At 66.3% G+C, this 21,923-nt stretch carries 19 protein-coding genes; 14 read left to right on the top strand and 5 right to left on the bottom strand.

Annotated features, from left to right (window positions below):
• Positions 1–94 precede the first annotated feature (94 nt).
• The 13 genes from EV580_RS20525 (at position 95) to dtd (ending at position 15,144) form a co-directional block, all read left to right on the top strand.
• On the top strand, positions 95–940 hold the full coding sequence (locus EV580_RS20525) for an SDR family NAD(P)-dependent oxidoreductase (protein WP_133693024.1): 846 nt from the start codon (positions 95–97) through the stop codon (positions 938–940).
• Positions 940–2,352: an aromatic ring-hydroxylating oxygenase subunit alpha gene (locus EV580_RS20520; RefSeq protein WP_133693023.1), complete on the top strand. Its 1,413-nt coding sequence runs from the start codon at positions 940–942 to the stop codon at positions 2,350–2,352. The genes EV580_RS20525 and EV580_RS20520 overlap by 1 nt, the downstream gene beginning before the upstream one ends.
• A 67-nt stretch (positions 2,353–2,419) precedes the next feature.
• Positions 2,420–4,270, top strand: a complete 1,851-nt coding sequence (locus tag EV580_RS20515) for a flavin-containing monooxygenase (protein ID WP_133693022.1) — start codon at positions 2,420–2,422, stop codon at positions 4,268–4,270.
• Positions 4,271–5,185, top strand: coding sequence for an SDR family NAD(P)-dependent oxidoreductase (locus EV580_RS20510; RefSeq protein WP_133693021.1), 915 nt, complete (start codon positions 4,271–4,273; stop codon positions 5,183–5,185).
• Positions 5,182–6,339, top strand: a complete 1,158-nt coding sequence (locus EV580_RS20505) for a CaiB/BaiF CoA transferase family protein (protein WP_133693020.1) — start codon at positions 5,182–5,184, stop codon at positions 6,337–6,339. The genes EV580_RS20510 and EV580_RS20505 overlap by 4 nt, the downstream gene beginning before the upstream one ends.
• Before the next feature lie 54 nt (positions 6,340–6,393).
• Positions 6,394–7,551, top strand: coding sequence for an acyl-CoA dehydrogenase family protein (locus EV580_RS20500; protein WP_133693019.1), 1,158 nt, complete (start codon positions 6,394–6,396; stop codon positions 7,549–7,551).
• On the top strand, positions 7,548–8,465 hold the full coding sequence (locus EV580_RS20495) for an acyl-CoA dehydrogenase family protein (RefSeq protein ID WP_133693018.1): 918 nt from the start codon (positions 7,548–7,550) through the stop codon (positions 8,463–8,465). Before EV580_RS20500 ends, EV580_RS20495 begins: the two co-directional genes overlap by 4 nt.
• Positions 8,462–9,379, top strand: coding sequence for a Gfo/Idh/MocA family protein (locus EV580_RS20490; protein ID WP_133693017.1), 918 nt, complete (start codon positions 8,462–8,464; stop codon positions 9,377–9,379). Before EV580_RS20495 ends, EV580_RS20490 begins: the two co-directional genes overlap by 4 nt.
• Positions 9,376–10,542, top strand: coding sequence for an acyl-CoA dehydrogenase family protein (locus tag EV580_RS20485; RefSeq protein ID WP_133693016.1), 1,167 nt, complete (start codon positions 9,376–9,378; stop codon positions 10,540–10,542). The genes EV580_RS20490 and EV580_RS20485 overlap by 4 nt, the downstream gene beginning before the upstream one ends.
• On the top strand, positions 10,542–11,504 hold the full coding sequence (locus EV580_RS20480; RefSeq protein WP_133693015.1) for an acyl-CoA dehydrogenase family protein: 963 nt from the start codon (positions 10,542–10,544) through the stop codon (positions 11,502–11,504). Before EV580_RS20485 ends, EV580_RS20480 begins: the two co-directional genes overlap by 1 nt.
• A 19-nt stretch (positions 11,505–11,523) precedes the next feature.
• A complete protein-coding gene (locus tag EV580_RS20475) occupies positions 11,524–13,239 on the top strand; it encodes a thiamine pyrophosphate-binding protein (protein ID WP_133693014.1) in 1,716 nt (571 codons plus the stop codon).
• Positions 13,240–13,266: 27 nt separating this feature from the next.
• Positions 13,267–14,694 (top strand): aldehyde dehydrogenase family protein, encoded by a 1,428-nt coding sequence (locus EV580_RS20470; RefSeq protein ID WP_133693013.1) that lies wholly within the window; start codon positions 13,267–13,269, stop codon positions 14,692–14,694.
• Positions 14,695–14,712: 18 nt separating this feature from the next.
• A complete protein-coding gene (gene dtd / locus EV580_RS20465) occupies positions 14,713–15,144 on the top strand; it encodes a D-aminoacyl-tRNA deacylase (protein ID WP_133693012.1) in 432 nt (143 codons plus the stop codon).
• Here dtd and EV580_RS20460 read toward each other — a convergent pair.
• The 4 genes from EV580_RS20460 to EV580_RS20445 all read right to left on the bottom strand — a co-directional run bounded on the left by EV580_RS20460 (position 15,122) and on the right by EV580_RS20445 (position 18,988).
• Complete coding sequence (locus EV580_RS20460) at positions 15,122–16,396, bottom strand: MFS transporter (protein WP_370629549.1); 1,275 nt, start codon at positions 16,394–16,396, stop codon at positions 15,122–15,124. The two genes, dtd and EV580_RS20460, sit on opposite strands and share 23 nt — an antisense overlap.
• A 96-nt stretch (positions 16,397–16,492) precedes the next feature.
• Positions 16,493–17,347, bottom strand: a complete 855-nt coding sequence (locus EV580_RS20455; RefSeq protein ID WP_133693010.1) for a mycofactocin-coupled SDR family oxidoreductase — start codon at positions 17,345–17,347, stop codon at positions 16,493–16,495.
• 21 nt (positions 17,348–17,368) lie between these two features.
• On the bottom strand, positions 17,369–18,040 hold the full coding sequence (locus EV580_RS20450; protein ID WP_133693009.1) for a TetR/AcrR family transcriptional regulator: 672 nt from the start codon (positions 18,038–18,040) through the stop codon (positions 17,369–17,371).
• A 27-nt stretch (positions 18,041–18,067) separates the two neighbouring features.
• Positions 18,068–18,988, bottom strand: a complete 921-nt coding sequence (locus tag EV580_RS20445; protein ID WP_133693008.1) for a metal-dependent hydrolase — start codon at positions 18,986–18,988, stop codon at positions 18,068–18,070.
• 69 nt (positions 18,989–19,057) lie between these two features.
• Here EV580_RS20445 and EV580_RS20440 point away from each other — a divergent pair, with 69 nt between their 5' ends.
• Positions 19,058–20,998, top strand: coding sequence for a flavin-containing monooxygenase (locus tag EV580_RS20440; RefSeq protein WP_133693007.1), 1,941 nt, complete (start codon positions 19,058–19,060; stop codon positions 20,996–20,998).
• 2 nt (positions 20,999–21,000) lie between these two features.
• Here EV580_RS20440 and EV580_RS20435 read toward each other — a convergent pair whose 3' ends face one another.
• A complete protein-coding gene (locus EV580_RS20435) occupies positions 21,001–21,900 on the bottom strand; it encodes an alpha/beta fold hydrolase (RefSeq protein WP_133693006.1) in 900 nt (299 codons plus the stop codon).
• Positions 21,901–21,923 lie beyond the last annotated feature (23 nt).

The raw sequence follows: 21,923 nt of genomic DNA, 5'->3' as shown, positions 1-21,923 counted from the left end.
CCCCTTGACGGTGCTATAACTGCTGCGGAATCATGTTCTCCAGTCGGCAGAAGCGATTTATTTGTCCGGACAAGACTGGCAATGAAAGTGGGTCATGGCGGATCTCCTCAGACTCGACGGCCGCATCGTGGTGGTGTCGGGAGCCGGCGGCGGAGGCATCGGAACGACAGTGACCGAGATGGCGGCACACGCCGGGGCCACTGTCATCGCCGTCAGCCGCTCGCGGGACAACCTCGACCAACACGTCGGGCCACTGGTTGACAGTGGGCTGTCGATCGTGCCGGTCGCCGCCGACGCCGCCACCGACGCCGGGATCGCCACCGTTCTTGACGCGGTGCGCCGCACCGACGGACGTCTGCACGGCCTGGTCAACATCGCCGGCGGTGCCGCGCCCTCGACGTGGATGCCGGCCACCCGGGTCAGCCGAGCCGACTGGCGGGACTTGTTCACGGCGAACCTCGAGACGATGTTCTTCATGAGCCAGGCGGTGGCCGCCGAGATCCGGTCGGCGGGCGGGCCGGGCTCAATCGTGTCGGTCTCCTCGATCAGCGGGATGAACACCGCCCCGTTCCACATCGCGTACGGCACGGCCAAGGCGGCGATCGTCGCGGCCACCAGGACCATGGCGCTGGAACTGGCGCTGGACGATATCCGGGTCAACGCCGTCGCGCCCGGGGTCACCGAGACCGCGGCGTCGGCGACGTATGTCGACGACGATCCCGAGCGGGACCGAACGGCGATCGCCATGGGCCGGCGGGGCACACCCGAAGAACAGGCAGGCGCGATCCTGTTCCTGCTGTCCGACCTGTCGAGCTACATCACCGGGCAGACGCTGCTCGTCGACGGCGGCCTGAACCTGAAATGGACCCACCTGGGTTCCGACAACACGTCGCTGTTCCTGAAAGACGAGAACTTTCGCGAATCGATCAGGAGGATCTAATGGCCCATACCGAATCGGATCTCGACGCCGCGATCGACACAGAAGCGGATCCGGACGACTCGACAGGGCAGATCGCCGAGGATCTGTCTGACTCGATGACGATCCCGGTGGAGGCCTACACCTCGCCGGAGTACGCCCGAGCCGAACGAGACAAATTGTGGCGCAAGGTATGGCAGCAGATCGGCCGCGTCGAGGAGCTCCCCGAGATCGGCAGTTACCTGACGTACGACATCCTCGACGACTCGATCATCGTGGTGCGAACGGGTCCCGACGAGTTTGCGGCGCACCACAACGTGTGCATGCACCGAGGCCGAAGGTTGATCGACAACCCGGACGGTGCCAAGAACGCCATCGGCCGGGCCCGCAAGTCCTTCGTCTGCGGATTCCACGGGTGGACATATGGTTTGGACGGGACGTGCATCCACATTCGCGAGCAGGATGACTGGAAGGGCAAGCTGTCGGCGCGCAACACGCATTTGGCGCCGGTCCAGGTCGACACCTGGGGCGGCTGGTTGTTCATCAACATGGACCCCGACTGCGAACCGCTGGCCGACTACCTCTTCCCGGCGTCCAAGATTCTCGACCCGTTCGGTCTGGAGAACATGCGCTACAAGTGGCGCAAGTGGTTGTACTTCGACTGCAACTGGAAGGTCGCGATGGAGGCCTTCAACGAGACCTACCACGTGTTCACCACGCACCCGGAGTTCAACAAGTTCGGGGAGTTCAAGGGCTGGGCCAAAGCGCAGGGCCGGCACAGCAACATCGGCTATGACGCGCCAAAAGGCTTGGACGAGACCAAGTCCAAGATCCGGCTCGGCACCGGTGACCCACGTATCTCCACGGCAGAGATGCAGGTCTACACGATGGAGGAGACCAACGCGACCACCACGCAGACGCTGGTGGACGCCGCCAAGCGCCTGGTCGACGAACTACCCGAAGGCACGCCCGCCGATCAGGTCTTGGCGCACTGGCTGGCTTCGGCCCGCCGCGACGACGAGGCGCGGGGAGTGATCTGGCCCGTCATCCCGCCCGACATCCTGGGGCAGAGCGGCACCGCCTGGCAGCTGTTCCCCAACTTCCAGATCGGACAGGGGCTTACCAGCGCGCTGTGTTACTCGGCCCGCCCCGATCCGAGCTACGACCCCGACAAGTGCATCTTCGAAGTGGCCGTGTTCGAGCTCTACCCGAAAGGCCAAGAGCCGGAGACGGAATGGGCTTACACACCGAAGGATTCACCGAACTGGCGGTCGGTGTTGCCGCAGGACTTCTCGAACATGGCCGCGGTGCAGCAGGGAATGAAGTCGGCCGGGTTCCCGGGCACGCTACCCAACCCGTACCGCGAGCGCAGCACCGTCAATCTGCACTACCAGTTGTCGAAGTACATGGGCACCGGGGAACCCCGCGAAATTTAGCGATTTCGGCGCGATAACCGTCGCTGAGCGAACGAAACCGCGCCGAAATCACAGGTTAGGAGAACGTATGGTGACCCCGGAAAATCTCTGTGGGCCAACGGATGTCCCACAGGACATCGACATCGACGCGATCAGGGAGAAGTATCGCGTCGAGCGCGAGAAGCGGGTGCGTCCGGAGGGGTCGGCGCAATACCTGGAGCTCGAGGGCGAGTACGCGGACTTCTACGAGGTCGATCCCTACTCGACTGTGACGCCTCGTGATCCGATCGCCGAGGACGTCGACGTCGTGGTGCTCGGCGGTGGTTTCGCCGGACTTCTGGCCGGCGCGTACCTGAAGAAGGCTGGTGTCGAGGGCATCCGCGTCATCGAGATGGCCGGCGACTTCGGCGGGGTCTGGTACTGGAACCGGTTCCCCGGAATCCAGTGCGACAACGACGCGTACTGCTACATCCCGCTGCTCGAAGAGCTCGGATTCATGCCGTCGAAGAAGTTCGCCGACGGGGCTGAGATCTTTCAGCACTGCCGCAACATCGGGAAACACTTCGGGCTGTACGACGGGGCGCTGTTCTCCACCCAGGTGCGCGAATTGCGCTGGCAGGACGAGACGCAACGCTGGCAGATCACCACCGACCGCGGCGACGACATCCGCGCCCGGTTCGTGGTGATGGCCCAAGGGTCCTACAACAAGCCCAAGCTGCCCGGCATCCCCGGGATCAAAGACTTTGCCGGGCACGTGTTCCACTCCGCGCGCTGGGATTACGACTACACCGGCGGTGACGCCGACGGTGGCTTGCACAAGCTGGCCGACAAACGGGTCGCCCTGGTCGGTACCGGTGCCACCGGCATCCAATTGGTGCCGCACCTGGGCCGAGATGCCAAGGAACTGTTCGTCTTCCAGCGCACGCCGTCGTCGGTCGACGCCAGGACAAACCCGGCCACCGACCCGGCGTGGGCGGCATCGCTGCAACCGGGCTGGCAGGAAGAGCGCAAGCGCAACTTCCACAACTGGTCGCCGTTCGTCGGCGTGGTGTTCGGCGAACCGGACCTGGTATGCGACTTCTGGACCGAGCTCGGGCGCAATCTGACCGCCCGGATCGCGTCGAGCCCGGATCCCGCGTCGGTGGGCATCGAGCAGATCATGGCGTTCCGTGAGGAAGAGGACTTCAAGATCATGGAGCGGCTGCGCCGCCTCGTGGCCGAGATCGTCGAGGACCCGGCCACGGCCGAGGCGCTCAAGCCGTACTACCGCTTCATGTGCAAGCGGCCGACATCCAGTGAGCACTACCTGGCCACGTTCAACCGCCCGAACGTCACGCTGGTCGATGTGTCGGAGACCAAGGGCGTGGAGCGGCTGACGGAGAAGGGGATCGTCGCCGACGGCGTCGAATACGAGGTCGACTGCGTGATCTTCGCCAGCGGCTTCGAGATCTCGACCGAGATCAGCCGCCGGTTCGCGATCGAGTCCATCGTTGGCCGTGACGGGGTGTCGCTGTTCGACCACTGGCACGACGACTACAAGACCCTGCATGGCATGACGAGCCGGGGCTTCCCCAACCAGTTCTTCATGGGCTTCATCCAGGGGGGCGTCTCGGCTAACACCACCGCGATGTTCGAGCAGCAGGCCGAGCACATCGCCTACATCATCGCCGAGGCGCAGAAGCGCGGCGCGACGACGGTCGAACCAAGCCAGGGAGGCCAGGATGCCTGGGTCGCGACCATCAGCGAGCTCAGGATGGACAACTCGGCATTCGAACTGTCCTGTACGCCCGGCTATTACAACAACGAAGGGCAAGGCGGGGCCAAAGACAACGGGTCGTTCCTCGGCGATTTCTACTCGCCCGGCTTCTACGCCTTCGACGATCTGATCGCGGAATGGCGGGCCAACGGCGACCTCGACGGCCTGGAACTCGGAAACTAGATGGCCCAGGCACGATTCGACGATCGCGTCGCCGTCGTCACCGGCGCCGGCCGCGGGCTCGGGCGCGAGTACGCGCTGCTGCTCGCCAGCCTCGGCGCCAAGGTCGTGGTCAACGACCCCGGCGGGGCCCTGACCGGTGAGGGTGACGACATCGGTCCGGCCCAGCAGGTGGTCGACGAGATCACCGCGGCGGGCGGGGAAGCGATTGTCTCGACCGAGTCGGTGGCCACCGCGGTCGGCGGCCAGGCGATCATTGCGGCGGCAACGCGGCACTATGGCCGCATCGATGTGCTGATCCACAACGCCGGGATCGTGCGGAGCTCACCGTTGGCCGAGATGACGACCGAGGATTTCGACGCGGTACTCGACGTGCACCTGCGTGGGGCGTTTCACGTTGTGCGGGCGGCATTCCCGGAGATGTGCCACGCCGGCTACGGTCGCATCGTCCTGACGTCCTCCATCGGAGGGCTGTACGGCAACCACGCGGTGGCCAACTACGCGGCCGCCAAGGCGGGGATCACCGGGCTGTCGAACGTCGTCGCGCTGGAGGGTGCCGAGCACGGGGTGCGCTGTAACGTCATTGTCCCCGCGGCGGTGACCCGGATGGCCGAAGGGCTGGACACCTCGGCCTACCCGCCGATGGGTGCCGAGCTCGTCGCGCCGGCCGTCGGGTGGCTGGCTCACGAATCCTGCTCCATCACCGGGGAGATCATCACCGCGATCGCGGGCCGGGTCGCCAGGATCGCCGTCGTGGAATCGGCGGGCGTCTACCAGCCGGCGTGGACCGTCGCGGACATCGGCGAGCGCATCGACGCGATCCGCGATATCAGCGATCCGCTGGAATTCCCGGTGGTGCCGGACGGGCACAGCGCTCATATCGGCCACAGCTTCTCGATGGCAAAGGGCACAGAATGACCAGCACCGGCCCGCTGGCGGGCGTCCGCGTGATCGACCTGACCGCTATGGTGATGGGCCCCTACTGCACGCAGATCATGGCCGACATGGGTGCCGACGTCATCAAGGTCGAGCCGCCGGCCGGCGATGACACCCGCTATGTCTCGGTGGGGCCCGCCCCCGGACTGAGCGGGGTGTTCGTCAACGTCAACCGCGGAAAGCGCAGTGTGGTCCTGGATCTCCGCTCCGACGAGGGCAAGGCCGCACTGCGCGCGCTGATCGCCGGAGCGGACGTGTTCATCCACTCGATGCGTGCGAAGGCGATCACCAAACTCGGATTCGGGTACGACGAGGTCGCTGCCCTCAACCCGTCGATCGTGTACACCAACTGCTACGGCTACGGACGGCGCGGCCCGGAGCGTGACCGGCCCGCCTACGACGACACCATCCAGGCCGAATGCGGACTGCCTGCCGTGCAGGCCGAATTGACCGGCGAGGCCAACTATGTCGCGACGATCGTGGCGGACAAGGTCGCCGGGCTGACCGCGGTTTACGCGACGACGATGGCGCTGTTTCACCGCGAACGCACCGGCGAGGGCCAGGAAGTCGAGGTCGCGATGTTCGAGACGATGGCCTCGTTCATGCTCGTTGAGCACGCCAACGGCGCGATGTTCTCCCCGCCGCTCGGGCCGGCGATGTACCACCGCACCGTCGCCCCCAACCGCAAGCCGTATCGGACCAAGGACGGCTACATCTCGGCGCTGATCTACAACGACCGGCACTGGGCGAGCTTCATCACCGCGGTACAACCCGCCTGGAACACCGAGCGCTACGCCACCTTGGCGGCCCGGGCCGCCGAGATCGACACCGTGTACTCACTGGTCGCGCAGACCATGACCGAACGCACCACCGAGGAGTGGCTGACCTTGTTCGTCGAGCTGGAGATCCCGGCGGCACCGCTGAACACCCCGCAGGCACTGTTCGACAGCGAACAGCTCAATGCTGTCGGCTTTTTCGAGACGATCGATACTCCGCAGGGTCCGGTCCGGATGCCGGGAGTGCCGACGTGGTTCTCGCGCACGCCGGGACGCATCGCCGGACCGACCCCTGAACTCGGGGCCGACACCGCCGCGGTGTTGGCGGAGTTGGGGCTGGCGGAGGTGGAGAGCGCATGAGCCCGCGGCGGCGACGATGCAGAGCGAGGCACGAGCGATGAGGAGGAGCGCCGCATGAGCCTAAGTTTTGAGATGGGGGAGTCGGCGGACGCACTACGCTCACAGCTGCGCGGCCTGGTGAAAGACCATGTCCCCGAAGCCTTCCTCGGGGCGTTCACCGACGACCCCGCCGATCTGGAAGTGGCGCAACAGTTCTGCCGGACACTGGCCGAGCACGAGTTGCTCTGCCCGGCGTGGCCGCAGGAGTTCGGTGGTCGTGGCGTCTCGGTATGGGAGCAGACCGTGGTGCGCGAGGAGATGTGGGCGCACCACGAACCCCGCGGCGCCCAGTACATGGGTGTCAACTGGGTGGGGCCCATCATCATGCGACACGGCACCGACGAGCAGAAGCGCAAACATCTCCCGCCCATCGCCCATGGCGAAGTGATCTGGTGCCAGGGCTTCTCCGAACCGGAGGCCGGTTCGGACCTGGCGTCACTGCGGACCGCCGCGCGTCGTGATGGCGACGGCTGGCTGGTGAGTGGCCAGAAGATCTGGACGTCCTACGCGACCATGGCGCAGTGGTGTTTCCTGCTGGCCCGGACGACCAAGGGTGAGAAGAAACAACAGGGCCTGACGATCTTCCTGGTGCCGATGGACAATCCGGCGATCCAGGTACGGCCGATCCGCGCCATGTTGGGCCCGCATCACCTCAACGAGGTGTTCTTCGACGATCTGCGGGTCACGGAAGCCGATGTGCTCGGCACCGTCGACGACGGCTGGTCGATCGTGCAGGAGGTGACCTCGTTCGAGCGGGTCGGGATCGCCCGCTACGCGCGATGTGAGCGGCTGCTGACGGCGGCGCCTGCGGTGCTCGGCGACCGGTGGGACCAAGTGCCTGCCGAACTGCGTGGCCGGTGGGTGCGGATGTTGACGCACTGCCGTCGTGCGCGGCTGATGGCCTACCGCATCGTGGAACTCCAGAACACCGGGCAGGTTCGCCCCGGCGACGCCGCCGCCTACCGGATCGCGGTCACCAAGCTGGATCAGGACAGCGCCGAGGTGTTGATGGACATCGCCGCCGCGGTGTCACACGACGATCCGCGGGCGAAGTGGTTTCTCGACGAGGTCGAGGATCACTGGAAATACTCGCAGGCATCGACGGTCTCGTCCGGCAGCATCGAGATGCAACGAATCCTGTTGTCGCGCAGCATGCTGGCAGGTGTCAAGTGATTCTGGACATCTCCGAGGATGCGATTGAGTTCGGCCGCGAGGCACTTCGTGCGTTCGACGCCGCGGGCGGCGACACGCTGGTACAGCAGGCCGAAGCCAAACCCGACAGCAGGGAGTCACTGGTCGGCCCGGTCCTGGCGGGTCTGGGCGCGTGGGAGCTCGACCCGCGCACCGATACCGACGGCCTGGAGGCGGCCGCGGCACTGTGCCGCAGCGCGGGGTACTGGGCGTTGCCGTATCCGGTCGCGGAGCGGTTGTCGGCGCCGACGGACCTGGACGTCGGTGGCCTGGTCGTCGTGGCGGGACCCCGCCCGTCGGCGGCGATCGCCGGAGTTCAATCACGTTGGGCGGCAGTGACTCTAGATGGGAAACGCAGCACGGTGACCGGTCAGGGCGTAGCCGGGCCGGCGTTCGTCACCGAACTGGAGTTGGCCGACATCGACGAGAACGGTGCGGGCGACATCGCGCTGCCACTCGTGCTGAGTGCCTGGACCCTGCTGGGCATGCTGGATCGCGCGATCGGGTTGACCATCGCCCATGTCAGCCTGCGCAAGCAATTCGGTCAGACCCTGTCGGGTTTCCAGGGCGTGCAGTTTCAGCTGACCGACGCCGAGGTGGAGCGCAGTGGCGTGGACATCCTCGCCAAGTACGCGCTGTGGAGCATCGCCACCGGTCGACCTGAGGCTCTCGACGATGCGCTGGCGTTGCGGCTGGCCGCCATCGAGGCCGCCGAGGTGGTGTTCCGGGTGTGCCATCAGCTGCACGGCGCGGTCGGCTTCTGCGATGAGACGACGTTGTCCTGGCTGTCGCGCTACAGCCAGCCGCTGCGCCGCCTGCCGCTGGGGCTGTCGGCCACCCGAGAGTTGTTGGCGCACCGTGTCGGTGGGCACGGGCTGACAGGACTGTTCGCATGAGGGTCGTGGTGCTCGGCACCGGGTTCGGTAAGCACGCCGCCGCGCCGGTGTACGAAAGTCTCGGCCTCGACGTCGAGGTGATCAGCCCCCGCGACGAGGCGGCCGTGGAAGCCGCTCTGGCGTCGGACGTCGACCTGGTGTCGGTTCATTCGCCGCCGTTCATGCATGTCGAACACGTGCTGGGGGCGATCGATCACGGGCACGCCGTGTTGTGCGACAAACCGTTCGGCCGCAACGCGGCCGAGGCCGAGATGATGCGCGACCGCGCACGGGACGCCGGGGTACTGCACTTCCTGAACTTCGAGTTCCGCTACAACGAGGCGTGGGCGAAGCTCAAAACGCTCGCCGACGACGGAACAATCGGCACACCAGCGCATTTGAACTGGACGTTCTATGGAAGCGGTATGCGTGGGCGCAGCTACGGCTGGATCAACGACCGCGAGCGCGGTGGCGGTTGGATCGGCGCCTACGGGTCGCACCTGATCGACTTCACGCGGTGGCTGTTCGACAGTGAGGTGGCCGACTGCGGGGGTGTGACGCGTATCGACGGGTCGCCGCCCGAGGCCACCGCCGAGGATGCCTACTCGGCCTGGTTCACGATGGCCAACGGCTGCACGGCCGCACACGACACGGGCTTCGCCGGGGCGGTTCCGCTCACACCGCGTGCGACGCTGCTGGGCAGTGCCGGCTCCATCGAGCTGACCGCCGACACGTCGCTCGTGGTGTATCGGCCCGGCGAGGATCCGCAGACTTCTCTATTTCCTCCTGCACCACGGCGATCGCCGCCGCCTGCGCTGTCGTCGTTCCTCGGCGAGGTCATCGACGCGATCCGGACCGGCACACAGATCGCCCCCTCGTTCGACGACGGTGTGGCGGTGGCGCACACCATGGACCAGTTGCGGGCCAACTCATGACGAACCTGGACGACTTCCGGGCGACGGTCCGCGCGTGGTGTGAAACCCACGTGCCCGCCGACTGGCGCGCGACCCAAACGGGGGCCGGCGAGGCAGAATTCGCGGCGTTCCAGAAGGCGTGGTTCGCCGAGCTGCATGCGGCTGGTTTCGCGGTGCCGCACTGGCCCGCCGAGTGGGGCGGCGGCATGGGAGTCGACGAGCAGATCGTGCTGTATTCCGAACTGGCGGCCCACGACGCGCCGCGGCTGGTGCTGGCCTTCGTCGGTATCCACCATGCCGCGTCCACATTGCTGGTCGCCGGCACCGACGAACAACGGAAGCGCCACCTGCCCGCGATCCTCGACGGCGAGATCTGGGTACAGGGATTCTCTGAACCCGAGGCGGGATCCGACCTCGCCAGTCTGCGCACCACCGCGCGACGAGACGGCGACACGTTCATCGTCGACGGTCAGAAGCTCTGGGCCAGTGGGGGATTGCACGCGGACTGGTGCCTGCTGCTGGCCCGCACCGACCCGGACGCCCCCAAGCGCCAGGGGATCTCGTACTTCCTGCTGGACATGACCAGTCCCGGTGTGGAGGTGCGCCCGATCCGCAACGCCGTCGGCGACTCGCATTTCTGCGAGATCTTCCTCGACGGCGTGCAGATCCCGGCCGCGAACCTGATCGGCCCGGAGAACCAGGGCTGGCAGGTCGCCCAGGCCACCCTTGGCGCCGAGCGCGGCATGACCATGCTGGAACTGGCTGAACGACTGGGCAATGCGGGCTTCCGCTGGCTGGTGCAGGCCTGCCGGCCGATCGAGGATGCGCGGGTCGCCGACCGGCTGGCACAGTTCGAGATCGAGATCGCCGGGCTGCGCGGGCTGTGCCGGGAGTTGGTGCAGCAGCACGACACCGGTGCGGTCGGTCCCGCGGACGCCTCGGTGGTCAAGCTCTTCTACAGCGAATTACTGCAACGGATGACCGATTTCGGAGCCGAGATCGGCGGCATGGCCGCCCACACCCAACTCACCAAACCGGCCTCCAGCGGCTGGGAGTCCGGCTCGTGGATGCTGGACTTCATCGGCTCGTGGGAGTGGACGATCCCCGGCGGCGCCAGCGAGATCCAGCGCACCATCATCGCCGAACGCGGACTCGGTTTGCCGCGAGAGCCGAGTGCGGTGTGATGGCCACGGAGATAGGCGCTTTCGACGAATTCCATGCCGAGCTCCGCTCGGTGGCCGGCGACCTGCTGGCCAAGGACAGGTCCGCAGCCTGGCCGGTGCTCACCGACGCGGGGTGGGTCGGGCTCGAAGTGCCCGAGGAGTTCGGCGGTGCCGGCGCGACGTTCGCCGAGGTGGCCGTGCTCTGCGAGGAGATGGGCCGGGCGGCCAGCGCAAACAGTTTTCTCGGCAGCGCCGTACTCGCCGTCGGTGTAGTTAATGCGTTGCAGTCCAGCGATACCCGCGATCGGCTGCTGTCCGAGATCGCCGCGGGCAGCGCTCGGGTGGCGGTCGCGTTCGAACCACTCGCTTACGTGCCCGATGCCGAAGGCGCCGACCGGATTCTCGTCATCGACGGCGACCGGGTGGTGGAGACGCAGGCCACCGTCGCACCACAGCCCGTACTGGACGAGACACGACGGCTGGCCGTGGTGACACCTGGCCAGGTCGTCGAAACGTACGCGTTCGACGGGGATCCGCCGACTCAGATCCGCCGGCTGCACGACCGCGCCGCTGTTGCCGTGGCGTGCGACAGCCTCGGCGTGGCGCAGGCCATGCTCGCCGCGACCGTCGCCTACACCAAGGTGCGCCAGCAGTTCGGCAGACCGATCGGCTCCTTCCAGGCCGTCAAGCACGCGTGTGCCGACGCCTACGTCGCGATCTCGGTATCGCGCCAACTCGTCCGTGCCGCAGTGCACGCCGTGACCGACGACCGGCCCGACGCGCGTGTCAAGGCGGCGATGGCGAAGTCGTACGCCTGCGGCGCCGCCGTCGACGTCGCAGGCAAGGCCATGCAACTGCATGGCGGCATCGGTTACACGTGGGAGAGCGGCATCCACGTCTACCTCAAGCGGGCCGCGCTGAACCGTTCGCTGTTCGGCTCGCCCGCGACCTATCGCCAACAGCTCGCTCAACGTTATCTGTAAAGGAATCAAGGAGTTTCGCATGGGTGTACCGGTTTACAAGCGCATTCTCGACCTGTTCGAGGCCGAGGGTGTCAATACTTTGTTCGGCATACCGGACCCGAACTTCGTGCACATGTTCACCGAGGCCGAGGCCCGTGGCTGGTCGGTGGTGGCGCCGCACCACGAACTGAGCGCGGGTTTCATGGCCGAAGCGGCGTCCCGGATGACCGGCAAGCCCGGCCTGTGCATCGGCACGCTGGGTCCGGGCATGGCCAATATCGCCGGTGCGATCCAGTGCGCACTCGTCGAGAACTCGCCGGTGATCTTCCTCGGCGGACAGCGGGCCCGCGTCACCGAACGCCGGGTGCGCCGTGGCCGCATCCAATTCGTCCAGCAGGAACCACTTTTCGCGGCGTCGGTCAAGTACAGCAGCTCCATCGAGTACGCCGATCAGACCGACGAGATCATCCACGAGGCCATCCGCAAGGCGATGTCGGGCACCCCGGGCCCGACCTACGTCGAGTTCCCGTCGCACGTGATCCTCTCCGAGCTCGATGTCGCCGACGCACCGCCGCCCAGCGCCTACCGGCTGGTCAATCAGGGAGCAGGCAGCCGTGAGGTGGCCGAGGCCGCGGCACTGATCCGCGAGGCCAAGAGCCCGGTGCTGCTCGTCGGCCACGGGGTGCACACCTCCCGCACCCAGCAGGAGGTCAGGGAGCTGGCCGAACTGATGGCCTGCCCGGTGATCCAGACCTCGGGCGGCACGTCGTTCATCCCCGGCCTGCAGGACCGAACGTTCCCATACCTGTTCTCACCGGCGGCCAACGAGGCCGTCGAAGAATCGGACTTGTGCGTCGCCCTGGGTACCGAACTCGGGGAACCCATGCACTACGGCAAGACTCAGCACTGGGCGGCCAACAACGCGAGCCGCAAGTGGGTCTACGTCGAACAGGATCCGACAGCGATCGGTGTCAACCGGCCCGTCGACGTCGCGCTGGTGGGCGATCTGCGCGGTGTGGTGCCGCAGCTGGTCGAGGCACTTCGCGACACCCCGCGTGCCCCGTCTGCCAACCTGGAGAACCTGATCAAGGCCGACGCCGCCGAGCTGGTCCGCGTCGCCGAGGAGGCACCGCGCGGCCGTACCCCGGTGCACCCGGCCCGCTACGTGGTCGAAGCCACCAAGGCGTTCGACGAGTACACGGAGGACGGGATCATGGTCCGCGACGGCGGTGCGACCGTGATCTTCCAGTGGACCTATTCGCAGACCAAGCCGCGAGACGTGATCTGGAACCAGAACTTCGGCCACCTCGGCACCGGGCTGCCGTACGCGGTGGGCGCCTCGGTGGCCGAGGGCGGCACGCGTCCGGTCATGTTGCTGACCAGTGACTCGGCCTTCCTGTTCCATATCGCCGAATTGGAGACCGCGGCCCGCCAGAACCTGCCGCTGGTGTGCGTGGTCGGCGTGGACCACCAGTGGGGCCTCGAAGTCGGGGTCTACAAGCGCACTTTCGAGCAGCCGTCGCCGCAGCCCGGCGTGCACTGGAGCAAGGACGTCCGGATGGACAAGATCGCCGAGGGCTTCGGATGCCACGGCGAGTACGTCGAGAAAGAAGACGAGATCGGCCCGGCGATCAAGCGCGCCTACGCCAGTGGCAAAGTCGGTGTGGTGCACGTGTGCATCGACCCGAAGGCCAACTCCGAGGAGATGCCGAAATACGACCGATTCAGGACCTGGTACGCCGAAGGCACTCAGTGAAAACCCGACCAGTGACAGGATGCTTCCATGCGTGAATATCTGAAGTTCTATATCGATGGCCAGTGGGTTGACCCGGTCGAGCTGAAGACCCTTGACGTCGACAACCCCACCCTCGAACAGGTCGGCGGCACGATCGCCCTGGGCTCCGACGCCGACGTGGACAAGGCCGTCAAGGCCGCCCGCAAGGCCTTCAACACCTGGTCGCAGTCGACGCGGGAAGAGCGCCTCGACGTGCTGCAGGCGCTGCTCGCCGAATACCAGAAGCGCTCCGGCGATCTCGCGGCCGCGGTGCACGAGGAGATGGGTGCGCCGGAGGGGCTGGCCGCGGGGCCGCAGGTCATGATGGGCCTGGCTCACCTGGCCACCGCGATCGACGTGCTCAAGAACTACTCCTTCGAGGAGCCGCACGGCGCCACGATGGTCGTCAAGGAACCGATCGGGGTGTGCGGGCTGATCACGCCGTGGAACTGGCCGATCAACCAGATCGCCTGCAAGGTGTTCCCGGCGCTGGCGGCGGGCTGCACGATGGTGCTCAAGCCGTCGGAGGTCGCACCGTTCTCGGGGCAGATCTTCACCGAGGTCGTGGACGCGGCGGGGCTGCCGGCGGGCGTGTACAACATGGTCTTCGGCGACGGGCCCGGAGTGGGTGCCGCACTGTCCAGCCATCCCGGCATCGACATGGTGTCGTTCACCGGATCGACGCGCGCCGGTATCGAGGTCGCCCGTAACGCCGCTCCGACGGTCAAGCGGGTGGCCCAGGAGCTCGGCGGCAAGAGCCCGAACATCGTGCTGGACGACGAGGCCTTCGCCCAAAGCGTTGCGGCCGGTATCTCGGTGATGATGGTGAACTCGGGCCAGAGCTGTAACGCCCCGTCCCGGATGCTGGTGCCCAAGACCCGGCTCGAGGAGGCCGTGACGGTGGCCCGCGCGACCGCCGAGGGTGTCAAGGTCGGGGACGCCTCGGATACGTCGGCGATCGGGCCGGTGGCCTCGAAGGCGCAGTTCGAGAAGGTCCAGGGGCTGATCCAGAAGGGCATCGACGAGGGCGCGACGGTGGTCGCGGGCGGCACCGGCCGCCCCGACGGCCTATCCACCGGCTATTACGTCAAGCCGACGGTGTTCGCCGACGTCAACAACGACATGACGATCGCCCGCGAGGAGATCTTCGGGCCGGTGGTGTGCATCCTCGGTTACGACGACCTTGATCAGGCCATCGAAATCGGCAACGACACCGACTACGGCCTGTACGGGTATGTCTCGGGCGCCGACCTGGACCAGGCTCGCGCGCTGGCGCGGCGGATCCGGGCCGGTGCGGTGACCATCAACCACGCGTTCGACATCAGCGCGCCGTTCGGTGGCTACAAGCAGAGCGGTAACGGCCGGGAGTGGGGCGAGGAGGGGCTCGACGAGTTCCTCGAGTCCAAGTCCGTCCTGGGCTTCGCACCGGCGGAGTAGTCGTTACCATCGGCACTCATGCGAGTGCTGGTGCAGCGGGTCACATCGGCGTCGGTGTCGGTGGGTGGCGAGGTGGTCGGGGCAATCCGGCCGCCGAGCCAGGGCTTGCTGGCCCTGGTCGGTGTCACCCATTCCGACACCGGCGACATCGCCCGTCGGTTGGCTGAAAAGCTCTGGCAGTTAAGAATTCTCGACGACGAACGGTCGGCGGCCGACGTCAACGCACCGATCCTGGTGGTCAGTCAGTTCACGCTGTACGCCAACACGATGAAGGGCCGCAGGCCGACGTGGAATGCGGCCGCACCGGGTGCCGTCGCCGAACCGCTGGTCGGGGTGTTCGCCGATGCCCTGCGCGGGCTGGGCGCCCACGTCGAAACCGGGGTGTTCGGGGCCGATATGCAGGTCGAGCTCGTCAACGACGGGCCGGTCACCGTGCTGCTGGAGCTGTAACCCCCAGCGTCTGTAGCGGTTTGGCGGCGGTCTCGCGAACGGTGAGGACCGCGAGCAGCGACACCACCGCGGCGATGACGACGTAAATGCCTGCGGCATAGTCGTTGCCGGTGCGGGCGGCCAGCAGGGTGACCACGTACGGCGTCGTACCGCCGAACACGGCGACCGACACGTTGTAGCCGATCGACAGGCCGCTGTAGCGCACCCGGGTGGCGAACAGCTCGGCCGCGGCCACCAGCGACACCGAGACGAACACCGCCTCGATGGCCGCGAGTAGGCAGTGCGCCAGGATCGCGGTGGCCAACGATCCGGAGTTCAGCAGTAGGAATGCCGGGTACGACAGCACCGCGAAGCCGACGGCGCCGCCGATCAGCAGCGGTCGCCGCCCGATCCGGTCCGAAAGCGCCCCCAGCGGCAGGATGAGAAGCAACGCGACCACGCTCGCGGTGGTGATCGAGACGAACGAGGCCGTCTTCGAGAAGTGCAGCGTCTTGATGAAATACGTTGGCAGATAGGTGAACACCACGTAGAAGCCGACATTGTGGATGATCATCAGGCCGATCACCTGAAGGATCGGTACCCACGCCTTGGTGACGGCCTCCCGAAGTGGCGAGGCGGCCACCTCGTCGGCCTCCGACAGCTCGGCGAAGGCCGGGGTGTCGTCGAGTCGCAGCCGGATGTAGAGGCCGACGAGGCCGAGCGGGCCCGCGATCAGGAACGGGATCCGCCAGCCGTAGGTCTCCATGGCGCCATCGGGGAGGACGGTGGTCAGCAGCGTCACCGTGACCGAACCGAGCAGGAACCCCAGGACCGCCGACCACACCAGGAACGCCACCACGAGGCCGCGCCGCCGATCGGAGGAGAACTCGGCGAGATAGCATGCGCCGCCGCCATATTCGCCGCCGGCGGAGAACCCCTGCAGGCAGCGCAACAGCAGCAGTAACAGCGGGGAGAACACGCCGACGGAAGCGTAGGTGGGCAGCAGGCCGATCGCCAGCGTCGAGCCCGACATCAACAGGATCACGATGGCCAGCACTCGCTGCCTGCCGATGCGGTCGCCCAGCGGTCCGAAGAAGAACCCGCCGAGCGGACGCATGAAGAACGCCGCGGCGAAGATCGCGAATGTGTTCAACAGGGCGGCGGTCTCGTTGCCCGGCGGGAAGAACTTCACCGAGATGATCGTGGCGAGAAACCCGTAGATGGCGAAGTCGTACCACTCGACCGCGTTGCCGATCGACGCGCCCGTGATCACCCGACGGAGGGGAGATGTGTTCGCTATGTGATCACCGGTCGGCAAAGTGTCTTCTCCTGCAATCGAAGTCACCAGCACCATAACCGGCTGAGGCGTCTACAACCCCATCTTCAGGCCCGCGCCCGCATCGACGAACAGTTGTTGGCCGGTTACATAGCGAGATTCGTCCGACGCCAGGTACACCACGGCATGCGAGACGTCGGCGGGATCCACGTAGGGAACGGGGATCGCCTGCATGAAGGGGAACGTCACCTCGGCGTCGGAACGTGTCGGATTCGGCAAGTCGGGGCGAAACGTCTTGTAGGTGTTCTCGTTGTGCAGCATGTCGGTGTCGACGTTCGTCGGATGCACGGCGTTGACGCGGATGCGCTGTGGTCCGAGCGTGAGGGCGAGCGCCTTGGTGTAGTCCCTGATCATTGTTTTGGACAGGGTGTACGCGGCCCCGCCGGGGCCCTTCAGCGTGGCACCGCCGATCCCGGTCGGCGGTATCAACCCGGCGACCGATCCGGTGACGATCACGGAGCCGCCGGCGTGGAGATGGGGCAATCCGACGTGAACGGTGTTGACCACGCCGATGAAGTCGACGTCGAACGCGTCGATGAATCCCTGTGCCGAGATGTGTTCTCCCAGCGGCATGATCGCGGCATTGGCGACGATGACGTCAAGGCCGCCGAGCTCGGACACCGCGTCATCGAAGGCTTTCTTGAGCGCGACGCGATCGCGCACGTCGACCTGGGCGGTCACGACCCGTCGGCCGGATTTCTCCACCAGATCTTTTGTCTCTTCCAGATCGGCCGGTGTTGCCATGGGATATTCGGCCGTGGCGATGTCGGCGCAGATGTCCAGGGCGATGACGTCGGCACCCTCGTCGGCCGCGTGCACCGCGTGGCTGCGTCCTTGGCCCCGCGCGGCACCGGTGATCGCCACGACTTTCCCGCTGAGACGGTTCATCGCCGGCTCCTCTCTGTTCGCCTACGACGCGGAACGGCGTGCCGAACGTCGGGGTGCCGCGGCGTTGCCGACCGATTCCATCGCCCCGGTCATTCGCGGGTAGACGACCGCCGGGCCGACCCAACGGGCCAGGAACACGCGCAGATTCGCCCCGGCGCGCGGGGCCTGGTTGCTGTCGACGAGGAACGAGTAGAGGATCCTCAGCAGGAACTCGGCGAGCTCGCTGAGCGACTCCTCGTCGAAACCGTTGGCGTCCCAGTCGACGTCGTACCGGTGAAGCATCGAGCGACTGAAGGCCAGCGCGGTGTCGGCGGTCAAGGACGGGGCCATCTCGCCGCGCGATCCCTGGCTCAGCATGAAACCGATGCGGTCATCCTTCGACAGGTTCTCGATCGCGAACGCGAGCCCCTCGACGACCGCGGTAACGGCGTCGGTTTCACCGCCCACATGGTTGGCCAACTGTTCGAGGAAGCCGTTGCCGGAGCGCATGGCCGTCGCGAGCAGGAGCGCTTCGGTTCCGGGGAAGTAGCGGTAAACCGTCTGCCGCGTCACGCCCAGCGTGCGGGCGACATCGGCGATGCGCATCGCGGATCCGCGCTCGGCGACGATCTCGTCGGCCGCATCGAGAATTCGGCTGATCGCCTCCTCGTCGGAGGTCGGTGTGTTGCCCGACCACCCATGGCGACGTGCCACTATGCGCCTACCTCAGACATGGCGTGATCATATCGGCGCACCGACCGAATACCAGCGGGCCGCGCTCTTGGGCTCGTGTTCGTATCTGTCGAACCAGCGCGCGGCAAAGGGCGGAAGGTCTTCGAAGGCGGGGTCATGGCTGGGCCCCTGCGACCGGACCAGACCGGTCAGCATCGCGAGCATCTCCCGCTTCGGCACCCCCGCGTACGTGGCCTGTCCCGGGCCGGTGAGCCGCCGAGCGGCCTGTGCGGCCGCCCGCATGGCCCGAGGTTTCATCGTGTCGGGCAGGAGCTGGCCGTAGTGGCCGCCGTCGGCCTCCGGCACATGCTTCTGGAATCCGCGGGACACGATCGAGAGGACTTCACTGAGGTGTTTGACCACGGCGCCGATCGTCTTCACCCGGTACCAGAAGTCGCCGTGCACGGCGTCGTAGACCATGAGCGCGGAGCTGCGATGCTCGATCTCCTCCACGAAGTGCCAGAGAAACAGTGACGCGACCCGCTCGTCGCCCGGCGCGAACAGCTTGTCCTCGTGGTCGAGGAACACCTTGAAGTACGGCGTGAAGGTGTTCTCGATGACTGCGGTATAGGCCAGCCGCCACGCCAAAGGCTTTGTGGCCGTTAGCCGGTCGTACGACGCGATGACCTCGTCCATCGTCTCCTGCAGGCCCGGCCAGCGCCGGATGAGTGCGCGGAAGTGACTCATGTGCGCGGCCGAGTGCTGCGCCTCCTGGCGCAGGTAGTCGTTCGCCTCGTCGGCTTGCCGTTGATCGCGGATCAGCGGGATCGCCTCGCGGGTGGCATCGACGATGAGTTTCTCGAAGCCTGGTGCGAAGAAGGTGATCAGGTTGCACTGCATCGAGAACGCCGGCCGTTCCGGATTCCAGTTGAAAGGCACGTCGTCACCGCCCAGATCGAATCGGACACGTCGTACTTGCAGGTTCGACATCGTCGAGCTCCTTGGGTCGAGGGTCGAATTCTTAGACCATACGCCTTGTTGATTATGTATGGTTAACGAATGGTTGGTCACACCGACAGCAGCGCGCTCCTCGGTCTGCCGTTCGACGATTCCGATGACGTGATCCGCGACGCCGTCGCCGAGGCGAGCGTCCCGGCTCTGCTGATGTCGATGGTCCACATGACCGGCGACTTGTCGCTGCTCGAGGAACTGCCGAAACCCTTCATGCTCATCGCGATGGACCTGCAAGGGGCGATGAGCGAGCCCGACAAGCAGAAGGTCCGCGATCGCGCGATCGAGGTGATCCGCGACTATCGGGATCGCGGCTGCCCGTCCCCATTCGTCCCGAACGCCGACCAGATGCGGGTGATGCTCGACGTGATGTCGGCGGGGGCGGTGGGCGAGGAGTTCGTCGACTACGTCGCGGCGGATCTGCGGTTCAGCGACGCCGATCGGTGCGGTCCGGCGCTGGCCTCGACAGCCGAGGAACGGGCCGACTTCCCGGTCGTCGTGATCGGATGCGGCGAGGCCGGACTGCTGGCGGGGATCAAGCTCAAGGCCGCCGGGGTGCCGTTCACGATCGTCGAGAAGAGGTCTGCGGTCGGCGGAACCTGGCTGGCCAACCGCTATCCGGGGTGCCGCGTCGACATCGCCAATCAGTACTACGCCTACTCGTTCGAGCCGACCGACCACTGGACGCACTACTACTCCGAGCAGCCGGAGATTCTGCGCTACCTGCAGGACGTCGCCGCCCGGCACGATATCGATCCGCACGTGCGCTTCAACACTGCTGTCACCGGCGCGGTGTGGGATGACGAGTCGGCGACCTGGCGAGTGACCATCCGCGGCTCGGACAACGCGGTCGAGGTCCTCACCGCGCGGGCCTTGATCTGTGCCGTTGGCCAATTCAGCAACTCAGTGATCCCGGAGATCAAGGGCGGCAGTACCTTTCGTGGACCGTCGTTCCACACCGCGGACTGGCGCGACGATGTCGAGCTGGCGGGTAAGCGGGTGGCGGTCATCGGCGCGGGCGCCAGCGGATTCCAATTGGTGCCGGCGATCGCGGACACGACCCAGCACGTCGACGTCTACCAGCGCACCCCACAGTGGATGGCGCCCAACCCGATCTATCACGATGCGATCCCGGATGGCGCCCGGTGGGCCATCCGCCATCTTCCGTACTACGGGCGGTGGCTGCGATTCGTGTCGTGGTGGCCGATCGCCGACGCGCTCGACGAGCAGGTGCAGATCGACCCGGAGTGGGACAACGGCGGTCTGTCGTGCAACGAGTCCAACCACGCCATCCGCGAGATGTTCATCGCCTGGATGCGGGTGTTCTGCTCGGATGAAACGCTGTTGGCCAAGGTCACGCCGAACTACCCGCCGATGGGCAAACGCACGTTGCAGGACAACGGAACCTGGCTCACGACGTTGCAGCGCGATGACGTCGAGCTGATCACCGATGGCATCACGGAGATCATGCCGAACGGTGTCACGACAGGCGATGGGGTATTTCGCCCCGCTGATGTCCTGGTGTGGGCCACCGGCTTCGACGTGAATCATCAACTCGGCCCGATCAATGTGCGTGGCCTCGACGGCGTGGAACTCAACGAGGTCTGGGGCGATTCCGCGTATGCCTACCTCGGCATCACGGTGCCGGAATTCCCGAACTTCTTCTGCATGTACGGCCCTGGCACCAACGCCGTGAACGGCGCGAGCATCATCTACAACTCGGAGTGCCAAATGCGCTACATCATGAGCTGTCTCGACATGGTGATGGCCGGCGGCTTTGCCTCGGCGACCCCGCGAAGGGGCGTGTGCGACGACTACAACCGACGTGCCCAGGAGCGGCTGAGCCAGATGGTCTACAGCCACCCCGCGGTCACCAGCAGCTACTACAAGAACGCTGCCGGTGGTCTGCCCACGCTGTATGGCTTCCGCATCTTCGACTATTGGCGATGGACCAATCGTGTGGATCCCGACGAATACGACCTGCGCTGAGGTCAGCTGACGTTCAGGTAGTCCAGAATGGCGGCACCGACCGCGGCAGGCTGATCGAGCTGAAGGAAATGGCCGGCCCCCGCAATGGTGCGGACTCGGCTGCCCGGCGGCAATGAGTCGATCACCCCGTCGAGATACCCCAGCTGGATGGCGCCGTCCTGCTCGCCGTGGAGCACCAGGATCGGGACGTGGGGGAGCTTGAACCGGAACCGGTGCAGCCCGGCGTATTGTGCTGCGGCGCGGGTGAATCGGACCATCGAGCGGTAGTAAGACACCGCCGCCCGCCGGTGTGTGGTCGACGGTAGCGCCGCGAGCGCCGAGCCGACCCCGTCTGCGACGTCGGTTCCCGGCGGTGACCAGTCCTTCCACAGCCTCGGAATCACCCGGTGCACCACCCGTTCCGGCAGGAACGGCAGCTGGAAGAACAGCACATACCAGCTCCGGCGCAGCTGGATCGCCGTCATCCGCAGGTTCTGCGCGAGCCCCCGACTGACGTTGTCGAAGGCCCGGATCGGCGGGATCGCCATCGCGATGTGTGCGCGGAACGGTGAGCCGGGATAGGCCGCGAGACCGTTGACGGTGAAGGCACCCCAATCGTGGCCGATCAGAACGGCATCGCCGGGGCTTCCGAGGTGGGCATGCAGGTCAACGAGATCGCTCATCAGCGCCCCGAGGTGATAGTCACCGTCCGGTGCCGGTCCGGTCGGCGCGTACCCGCGGGTGAACGGCGCGACGACGCGAAACCCGTTGGCAGCCAGCAGGGGAGCGATGGCGTGCCAGCCGTACGCGCTATCGGGAAATCCGTGCACGCACAACGCCAGTCGGCCGTCCGCCGGGCCCCACGACAGCGCGCTCATTCGCAAGTGGGGGAGGTCGAATTCGATCAACTCAGGCTCGGCCATCTCTTGACCATACAATAATGAAT

The organism is Mycobacterium sp. BK086 (assembly GCA_004362315.1).
Taxonomy (GTDB): domain Bacteria; phylum Actinomycetota; class Actinomycetes; order Mycobacteriales; family Mycobacteriaceae; genus Mycobacterium.
Note: the sequence above shows the minus strand (reverse complement) of the source record. Positions and strands in the feature narration are given on the sequence as shown.

Excerpts from the sequence above, each read along its gene's own strand:
- EV580_RS20525 (WP_133693024.1), top strand. The coding sequence starts at position 95 with ATGGCGGATCTCCTCAGACTCGACGGCCGCATCGTGGTGGTGTCGGGA.
- EV580_RS20520 (WP_133693023.1), top strand. The coding sequence starts at position 940 with ATGGCCCATACCGAATCGGATCTCGACGCCGCGATCGACACAGAAGCG.
- EV580_RS20515 (WP_133693022.1), top strand. The coding sequence starts at position 2,420 with ATGGTGACCCCGGAAAATCTCTGTGGGCCAACGGATGTCCCACAGGAC.
- EV580_RS20510 (WP_133693021.1), top strand. The coding sequence starts at position 4,271 with ATGGCCCAGGCACGATTCGACGATCGCGTCGCCGTCGTCACCGGCGCC.
- EV580_RS20505 (WP_133693020.1), top strand. The coding sequence starts at position 5,182 with ATGACCAGCACCGGCCCGCTGGCGGGCGTCCGCGTGATCGACCTGACC.
- EV580_RS20500 (WP_133693019.1), top strand. The coding sequence starts at position 6,394 with ATGAGCCTAAGTTTTGAGATGGGGGAGTCGGCGGACGCACTACGCTCA.
- EV580_RS20490 (WP_133693017.1), top strand. The coding sequence starts at position 8,462 with ATGAGGGTCGTGGTGCTCGGCACCGGGTTCGGTAAGCACGCCGCCGCG.
- EV580_RS20485 (WP_133693016.1), top strand. The coding sequence starts at position 9,376 with ATGACGAACCTGGACGACTTCCGGGCGACGGTCCGCGCGTGGTGTGAA.
- EV580_RS20480 (WP_133693015.1), top strand. The coding sequence starts at position 10,542 with ATGGCCACGGAGATAGGCGCTTTCGACGAATTCCATGCCGAGCTCCGC.
- EV580_RS20475 (WP_133693014.1), top strand. The coding sequence starts at position 11,524 with ATGGGTGTACCGGTTTACAAGCGCATTCTCGACCTGTTCGAGGCCGAG.
- EV580_RS20470 (WP_133693013.1), top strand. The coding sequence starts at position 13,267 with ATGCGTGAATATCTGAAGTTCTATATCGATGGCCAGTGGGTTGACCCG.
- dtd (WP_133693012.1), top strand. The coding sequence starts at position 14,713 with ATGCGAGTGCTGGTGCAGCGGGTCACATCGGCGTCGGTGTCGGTGGGT.
- EV580_RS20455 (WP_133693010.1), bottom strand. The coding sequence starts at position 17,347 with ATGAACCGTCTCAGCGGGAAAGTCGTGGCGATCACCGGTGCCGCGCGG.
- EV580_RS20445 (WP_133693008.1), bottom strand. The coding sequence starts at position 18,988 with ATGTCGAACCTGCAAGTACGACGTGTCCGATTCGATCTGGGCGGTGAC.
- EV580_RS20440 (WP_133693007.1), top strand. The coding sequence starts at position 19,058 with ATGGTTGGTCACACCGACAGCAGCGCGCTCCTCGGTCTGCCGTTCGAC.
- EV580_RS20435 (WP_133693006.1), bottom strand. The coding sequence starts at position 21,900 with ATGGCCGAGCCTGAGTTGATCGAATTCGACCTCCCCCACTTGCGAATG.